This window comes from Anabaena sp. AL93, from assembly GCF_001672085.1.
In the GTDB taxonomy this organism is placed as follows: domain Bacteria; phylum Cyanobacteriota; class Cyanobacteriia; order Cyanobacteriales; family Nostocaceae; genus Dolichospermum; species Dolichospermum heterosporum.
On the sequence record NZ_LJOU01000167.1, the window covers coordinates 1 to 6,879 of the forward strand.

The 6,879-nt window shown below is 38.5% G+C and carries 4 protein-coding genes and 4 pseudogenes; 2 read left to right on the forward strand and 6 right to left on the reverse strand.

Translation table 11 applies throughout. The features are described 5' to 3' along the window. The 3 genes and pseudogenes from AN486_RS25745 to AN486_RS25755 all read right to left on the reverse strand — a co-directional run. A pseudogene (locus AN486_RS25745) lies at positions 1–626 on the reverse strand (hypothetical protein); the annotation flags it as partial. A 979-nt stretch (positions 627–1,605) separates the two neighbouring features. Then, entirely contained in the window at positions 1,606–2,634 is a 1,029-nt protein-coding gene (locus tag AN486_RS25750) for a glucosaminidase domain-containing protein (protein WP_290602971.1), read from the reverse strand. 89 nt (positions 2,635–2,723) lie between these two features. Further along, complete coding sequence (locus AN486_RS25755; protein ID WP_290602972.1) at positions 2,724–3,278, reverse strand: hypothetical protein; 555 nt, start codon at positions 3,276–3,278, stop codon at positions 2,724–2,726. Between the two features lie 342 nt (positions 3,279–3,620). Between AN486_RS25755 and AN486_RS25760 the strand changes: the two are divergent. After that, positions 3,621–3,773, forward strand: a pseudogene (locus AN486_RS25760) (tyrosine-type recombinase/integrase); the annotation flags it as partial. A 65-nt stretch (positions 3,774–3,838) separates the two neighbouring features. Here the strand turns inward: AN486_RS25760 and AN486_RS25765 are convergent. Together AN486_RS25765 and AN486_RS25770 are read right to left on the reverse strand one after the other, a co-directional pair. Then, positions 3,839–4,105, reverse strand: a complete 267-nt coding sequence (locus tag AN486_RS25765) for a hypothetical protein (RefSeq protein WP_290602974.1) — start codon at positions 4,103–4,105, stop codon at positions 3,839–3,841. 150 nt (positions 4,106–4,255) lie between these two features. Then, complete coding sequence (locus AN486_RS25770) at positions 4,256–5,116, reverse strand: DUF1186 domain-containing protein (protein WP_290602975.1); 861 nt, start codon at positions 5,114–5,116, stop codon at positions 4,256–4,258. Positions 5,117–5,846: 730 nt separating this feature from the next. Here AN486_RS25770 and AN486_RS25775 point away from each other — a divergent pair. Further along, a pseudogene (locus AN486_RS25775) lies at positions 5,847–5,993 on the forward strand (DUF4277 domain-containing protein); the annotation flags it as partial. Between the two features lie 525 nt (positions 5,994–6,518). On the opposite strand, the pseudogene AN486_RS25780 reads toward AN486_RS25775, so the two are convergent. Further along, positions 6,519–6,879, reverse strand: a pseudogene (locus AN486_RS25780) (hypothetical protein); the annotation flags it as partial.

Here is a 6,879-nt window from a genome sequence, read left to right on the forward strand (position 1 = left end):
AAGGTAGTGGTAAGTAAATTTTGTTGTCTAGCAGCATCAGTACATTTTTCCCCTTCAACTACTAAGACAAATTGGCCTTGACCATGTTTGATGATTTCTTCTTGATGGTAAACAGGCCAGGGTTTGTCACCAATTCCTTTAATACTGTTACCAAGAATATCCAGATGGTAAGGAATGGTGAGCTTTTTCTGTTCACCATCTTCTCTAAATTCGTATCTAATTACATACTGTGCATCTGAGTATGTATAGATGATTTGTGATCCTCTACTGTTATGTTTCTTTTGAGGAATAACACCAGGGGCGGGTAATTTGGCTAATTCAATGTTTTGGGGTAATGGTGCTGGTAAGGGATCTGGTTTTTTAGTAGGGGTGATTTGTTGGTAGTTGATTCTGCCATTGTCAATACCCGCTTGTTTTAAAGCATCTTCTAAGGGATTAACAGCTTCTCTGATATCTTTTAGATGCTGTTTGTTGTCAGGTTCTCCCCAACATTGGTACTTACCAGTTTTAATATCTACGGTTAATGAACCTTCACAGACTGGACAAATATATCTATTTTTGCCTTTCTTGGGAGTGAGTCTGTCTAGGAAGTTCCTAATATCAAAGGTTTCTAGGTTCCTATTCATGCCACACCCCCACTAATTGCAATGGGTTGGCAGAATAAGAGAAAAAAATGTTTACACTTTTGTACTTTGCAGTCTATAATCAGAGGATAAGACTGCCATGAATTAGTTTTCATAGCTGTCCTTATGCAATTGAGATTGAGACTGACGTGAATTAGTTCTCATGGTTTCTGGTTTGTTGATCCAGACTTTACTTAGGTTAGTTTTCTCAGGACGTAGACTAAGTAAAAAGCTGGGTTTGCTAATTTTTAGATTTTCTAAGCTCTCAAATTGTTGTCAATACAGTTTGGGAGTTTTGATTTATACTGGTAATCAGTTGCTATAATCCTTTTCAGTGCTACAAAGCATGATTGAAAAATTGACTACTGACTCTGATCATAACTATATCAAAGAAAACCAATTTCAGGAAAATTTATTTTTACTATTAAAATTTATTAATCTGTATTGTACGTGTTTAAAAGCTTATGTACATGAGAGTTTTTACTATCCTTTAGAGATGTTAGGCGATTCCTACGGAGCGCTTCGCTATCGCTTATCTGTTGGGATGATGGGAGAGCGATTCCTACGGAGCGCTTCGCTATCGCTACAGAGTTTACTCTCAATGTTTCTATTCCATTATTAGCAAGGGTTACAGGTTTAGTGGCGGGGTTCGTCGGGGTTTTAATAATGGGTTTGACGAAGTTTCCTGTCGGTGTTTGTCGGAGTTGAGAAATTGGGGTAAATATAGCGAGCGTGTTACTAGGGGCAAGTATTACAAAACTTCAGTTTGTAGTATGACAAAACATGGCTAAAACCTTTATTCTTTCGTTCCACCCTTATGGTTATTTTGGCTGGTAAGTGTGAATTAGGTTTAGATGATTTTATAGGGAACGATAACTGAAAAGTATATGCAGCAATACTTTCAGTCTATTTTGCCCCTCATGACACACTCGCTATATCTACCTCTATCTGCTGCTGTTAGGGCAAAAATAAGAGAGTCAAGCTACTGATTAGCTCTTAGCCATTTCAAAATCGCTCTACCTATTGCTTGCCCGCCCCTTGTACTCCAGTCAACTACATTAGGCACACGAACATCAATGAAGTAGACTTCAGCTAAAACTGAAACTCGAACATCCGTATCTTCTGCACCACTTAACACTCCAAGTGCTTGGCGTGGATCGCGTCCTCCTGCAATACGATCTCGTATACCTAACTCTGCTGCAATTTCTGCACTCATTATCCGTGAAAGCGCTAAATCTGGAGGATCTGCTTTAGCATTGTGGACTAACACTTCAGCTCCCTGAGTAGAACGATTAGCACTGTTGTGATGAACTGAGCAGAATACGTCATAGCCAGCGGCTCGTATTCCTAAATTGTATAAGCTTGCAACTGCATCTGTGATATCACAAGGTACGCCAGCTTGTCTGATAACACGCTTTGCAGCTTCTACCGCAAGCTTATTCAACTCATACTCATTTTTAGAATTGACACCAACTGCGCCTGGGTCAAATAGCCCACTGGGTAATGTGCCATGTCCCACCTCAAGAAGAACACCATTTTTCTTCCAGAAACTCCCATCTACAGGTGATCTTCTCAGGAGTTTTGAAGCTTCATCAAACAAGTTAGCAACCTTGTCTACATATGTTTGTTTTGCACCGGAATCACCACCTATATAGCCAGCAAAAGCAATAAACTTTATGTATGCATCAGGAGAAGAAATACTTGTACGCCACCCAGAATATACTGGTCGATCAATAAATATCCAATATCCGCGAATTGCATCCTCAAGAGTTACAAATTTGCAGTACGTGTCTTTACCATCATTTGCTTCGTAAGTAACAGGAATTGCTATTCCACTCATTTCGGGACGATACTTCATTCCAAATGGGTTACCGTGTAGCTTAAATAAGTCGGAGCTTCCCCGCCCGGATTCAAGAATAGCTTGGGCAAGCTGCACCTTCTTAAGATGCTCGAACTCAATGTCAGCATCCCGAATTGTAGTCACAAAATCATTCCATTCAAAAGCCATCATTTTTCTCCTAATAACTATGTTGACAGAGTTAGCGCAACAAGAGCCTGCTCAAGTCTATGGCATTGAGAAAGCTGATACCTTAGCACAAGTCAGGTACTGTAAACAACACTCAAAGAGATAAAGCTTTGTGTCTCTCTTAAGCCATCTAAGAAAGGTCGAATCTTGTCGTTGAAATCGCTAGTCTTGACTACGATGCAGCCAGCAGAGCCTGGATAAATTGTAACGTTAGAGTCGCGGTGAAGTCCGAACTCACTTCGTCCTGTTTCTGGATCTGGATCTGGTGTAATATGGTAAAACATCCCTTCAATACCTGGAGTCGAAAGATAATATCCATTTGTCGAAATCTTCCAATCATTATCAGGGGGAATACAGCCCTTACCCCTTTGAGTGTGAGCCCCAGGGTACTGATAACTAGGTTGACCAGACGTTGCTCTTACTCGGAGAACTTCTTGAGTGCCACGACTAAAGACTAAATAACCATAAATCAGGTTACTGATGTTTGCTTGCTCAAGAGAGAAGACAGCCTTAACTTTTTGGGTTTGAAGGACGGTATCCCAGTGAGGCAAGAAAATCCACCAAGAGCCAGATTCAACGGCAAACTCGACATGAGAGTGTAGTCCATTAGTTTCGAGTATCTCATCCACGGTGTAAACCTTACCTGCGGGTACAGATACTTTCTGATCGTCAGCAAGCTCTTCACCCTGAATTGGCTGTTTCTTTAGAAGTGTAGAAACCTTCGCTTTGTATTCCATATTCTCTGAGTGAATCATAATAAGAGAACTCCACAAAAAAATGAACTGCTTGCAGCAGCGCTTCGCTATCCAATGGTATCTTGCCCGTCCTTGTATTATTAGCGGGCAAGATGCCCGCACTACAAGAAATTTTGGGATATTTTTTAAATTGGAAGTCTCTAAAGAACTATTTAGAACCCATTGGAAAGCGCATTTAACTATTTATTATACCGAATACTTCCATATAATCCCCATTTATTACAAAACGGCTACGACATCCGCACAGTGCAGGAATTACTGAGACACAAGAATGTAAAAACCATGATAATTTATACCCATGTTCTGAATCGGGGTGGTAAGGCTGTGGGTAGCCTCTTGATTAGAACTACTGGCATATATTTTGCATGAATTTTGAACACCTAAAATGGTACAAAGTTAACATCCTAGCGATCGCCCCGCATTTCCCCCACATTTTATAGTTCTGCATCTTTGACACCTAATACCAATAACTTGATCTCAAAGAGCGATAGCGAAGCGCTCCGTAGGAATCGCCTCATTTTCCCCCAAGAACCATAAGTGTTAGCTTTGACTTTATCAAGTTCCGATTGTTTAGCTAAATATCCCTCGGTATCGTTGTTCCCCCTAATGTAACGTAGCTCAAATACTTTAAATTGATCAATAGCCCTTGCTCCCACAACTTGGGCGATTTGAAAATCAGTTCTCCCCTCATCGAATTTCACCAAAGCGATCGCTACTTTCTCTCTGATAGTATCTGCTAATTGCGCCCTGGCTCTTTGCAGTTCAGCTACTTTAATTTGGAGGTCAGAAATGGCGATAGCGAAGCGCGGGAGATAATACTCCCCCTCGACCTAACTTTACCCCTAAATCACTTATTTTCCCAGTTGGTTTAAATTTCGCTTTCTTCTAGCGTCTCTCTTTTGCTGTGCTTTATTTAGTTTCTCAAGTTGTTTAAATCCAGGAGAAGTAGTAAAATTTAAAGATATGGGGTTCTCTGTATCAGTCGCTTTTATAGTTTTAGGAGAGATATCTGTGATATCCTTTAAACCAAATTTGACAAGCACTTCATCATAATCTCCTATCACATCCTCATCAACACACCCTGCTTGAAAAGCTCGCTCAATTAAAGGTAAACATTCTATTGCATTCATATCAGAAAGCACCCAGACAATATGACCGTTAAACTCAGGATCATTTTCTCTAAAAGATTCTAAATGTTGAGATAAAGAAGTAACACAATGCTGGTAATGCTCTGGATAGACAGAGGCAATGGTTTTAATAGTTAACATAGCTGTAATTCGGGGAAATTGCCCATGAGAATCATTAGCGATATAAGTAGAAAGTGCCGGAATTACAGGTAAACCAATCAGGCTTAAAACATTTTTTAATTCTTCATCCAAAATGGACAATACTTCATTATTAAAATCAAAATCATCAAGTTTGGATAATAAGCTAATTAACGGCTCAATTGCTGCTTCTACTCGGAATTTTCCTAATATACGTATTGCATGAATTGGTGCATATTCAAATAAACCACTTTCATCAGATAAAAGCGTGTCATGATCTATATTGTAAAAATCTTCATCAGTTGCTAAACTGATCAACTCAGGAATATGTTCAGTAGTAATACCTAATTTCTCATAATTAGGCCATTTATCTGGTGATAATTTCTCTGTCCCTTCTTGATAATTAAACAATTGAGCAACAGTCTCGGAATAACTATTTTGTGACATACAAATCAAAGTTGAATTTTAATACTGTTTGCATAGATTTATTAATTTGATTCTAACGCAAAACAACAACTATTGAACCAATGTTGAAACCTATATCCCACATTCCGCACTTCATTTTGTAGTACAGACACAAGTGTAATAAGTAACAGAAATAGCTTAAACATAAACACATAACTAAGTTGGCAATAAATACAGCGGTTTCCGCTCTTATGAGGTACAAAGTTGAATCATGAAACTCTTGTAGTGCGGGCATCTTGCCCGCTAATGGTGTACCTCATAACACCGAGAAGTGCTGTATAGACAGTAATATAAAAATTGCCAACAAATTGAAATTAATAAGGTATTGACAATAAATTCAGAAGAAAAAATGAGAAAATGAGTCTGAATGAAATCAAAATACCAAAAAATATGAATTACCAAAAAGAAGAATTTGAGAGTAAAAACTTAGATCACTTAGGAATAATAGATGAAATATAAATAGTAGAAAAAATTAATGAAATATTCTTAGTAGATAGTAAAGAGAAATTCAGAGGGAACAGGGAACGGGCAACTTTCTAACAGGAAAAACTCATGTTTAAAAACATGAGATTGAAATAATGACGCTGTTTTTTTTCGGGCCACGCATCTTAAAAAACATCTTTTTTTTGACAGAAGCTCTAAACTGGTGCAAATGAGTGTTTCTTATCTGTTCCCAGTTAAGAGTTCCCTGTTCCCTTCTTTTGTAAATACAGGCGAAGTAGTTAAAGCAATCATTCTGAATGGACTAGGTTTTGTATCAAGACCATTATATTTATTCCCTGATTTTTTTCAAGATAAACCCATAGAACATTTAATAAAAGAAGGAATAAAAGCATCAGATTTAAACGATGATAAAATAGTATCCGCTCAATAAATGGGGGCGGACTACCTGTTCGGGAACGATTTTACGCCATTTGAGGCTTGTCAGCCAATTTTGGATTTGCGATTTTGGATTTTAGATTGACTCCACCCTCAAGTGTGGAGCTTGAGAATTTTAGATTGGCGATTTTGGATTAATTCCGCACTGAAGAGGCGGGGCTTGTACCGAAAATTCTAGGGTCCAAAATCTAAAATCCAAAATCTAAAATTTTTTGGTCATGGAAGGATTTACCCCGGATTATTGAGCGGTTACGAATATTCCCTATGAAGGCAACTATTATTCGAGAAAAATCTGCTCTCAATCCTTTTGGTTTGTCATGGATGCCTGAATAACTCTTTCCCCGATATATTGAGGGGATACCAATTTTGTGGGATGGGCATACTATGGCTAACGCCACGCTACGCTATCGACAGGCTCAGTACAAGTCCTGCCCATCCTTGATAATTAGCGGGCAAGATGCCCGCACCACAAAAAATTTTTGGGTATTTTTTTAATTGGAAGTCCCTAATCGTAGGCATACCTCCCATCTTTCACTATAGCTATATCTACTATTGCTCCAATAAATGCCGCTAGAATATCCGGTGCTAATTCCCTGGTAATCCTGCTAAATGCCTGATAACCAATAGTTTTAGCTACTTCTAGCAATTCCTGAACAACTTCTGGAGGCGGGTTATCTTTGATTAGAGGTAAATAGTCATTGACTAAGAATTTTTCATCGTCTGACAGGTCAGAAAAATTATTACTACCCCTATATAGAGCTTCTATTAGGACTAGTAATATTTTTTTGAGGGCATTGAACCCACCAAATTTACTAGCTATTTTAGAAATATAGGGCTGTGATAATTTGCTTATTTTAGCAACGGCT